Source organism: Vibrio sp. Vb1755 (assembly GCF_033338635.1).
Classification (GTDB): Bacteria; Pseudomonadota; Gammaproteobacteria; order Enterobacterales; family Vibrionaceae; genus Vibrio; species Vibrio alginolyticus.
Genome location: NZ_JAWOTA010000213.1, coordinates 1 through 1,245, shown reverse-complemented (window position 1 = coordinate 1,245; position 1,245 = coordinate 1). Strand labels below are relative to the sequence as shown.

General features: G+C 46.3%; 1 protein-coding gene and 1 pseudogene. Both read left to right on the top strand.

Features of this window, described 5'->3' with window-relative positions:
- The first annotated feature begins 168 nt into the window (after positions 1-168).
- A complete protein-coding gene (locus R7E00_RS24000) occupies positions 169-747 on the top strand; it encodes a YecA family protein (RefSeq protein ID WP_005457285.1) in 579 nt (192 codons plus the stop codon).
- A 22-nt stretch (positions 748-769) separates the two neighbouring features.
- Positions 770-1,245 (top strand): annotated as a pseudogene (locus R7E00_RS23995) (2-octaprenyl-6-methoxyphenyl hydroxylase); the annotation flags it as partial.

The following is a 1,245-nucleotide window of genomic DNA, read 5'->3' as shown; positions in this document are numbered from 1 at the left end:
TAAGATTCAAGCATTTCCCATCACAGAAAGAGAAATGATGACGAGATCACACAGGAATTGGGCAAATTGAACAAATGGTGTTCAAAATTGAATTTGATAGCCGTTTCAGACCACTAACCTTGATGGTAGGATATGTCGATACATTATTACGCAAGAATGAGCCAAGTTATGAGTGAAATCACCCTTCCAGAATATCAATCTATTGCTGCAGAGCTACAATCTGCAAGTTTAGCTGTGACACCTGCGGAGCTGCACGGTTTGCTTGTCGGCATGCTAAGTGGTGGATTGGCGATTAACGATCAAACCTGGCAACCAATTCTATTCGATTACACCAATGATGGCATGGGCTGGCCAACGACGGCGTTAGCTTTTGCACAGACGGTCTTCAAAGTGACGGCGAACGAGCTAACGGGTTCATCCATGGAGCTGTCACTACTTCTGCCGGATGAGTCGGGCGAAGAGGGTTTATTCGCGTTGGCAGATAGCTTGTCTGATTTTGTGAATCACTTTATCTCTGGTCTTGGTTTAGCAGGCATTGCGCTGAACAATGCATCGGATGATGCAAAAGAAGCGTTGGCTGACCTAGAAGAAATTGCCAAGTTAGGCATTGATGAAGATGATGACTTTGGTGAACAAGCACAATTGCTGGAACAAGTCATTGAACACGTGAAAGCTTGCGTACTTACCATTCATGCAGAGTTCGGAGCTCGCCCAGAAAGCAGCGAAAGCAAACCGACGATCCATTAATCTAGATAGACCAGAGGTTAACATGAAGCAATATGACGTAGTAATTGCTGGTGGTGCCATGGCTGGGGCTACACTAGCTTTAGCGATTGAGCATTTGTCTCAAGGGGCTTTGCGTGTTGCCGTTGTTGAACCGTTTAAAGCGCAATCTGATCAGCATCCGGGCTTTGATTCGCGCTCGATTGCTTTGTCTTATGGTACGGTTAACCTGCTGCGTCACTTAGAGTTATGGTCTGCGATTGAACCTTTTTCGACCCCGATTGAACACATCCATGTGTCCGATCGTTCTCATGCGGGAATGACGGACATCACTAAGCACGACGTTGGCGTTGAAGCGTTAGGTTATGTCGTAGAGTTAGCCGATGTTGGTCGTGTTTACCAAGAATTGCTGACTCACAGTACCGCTATCGATTTGTACTGCCCAGACTCCGCGAAGCACATTACCCGAACTCAAGAAAATGTGACGATTGAGCTTGCTAGTGGTGAGTTGCTTAATGCGAA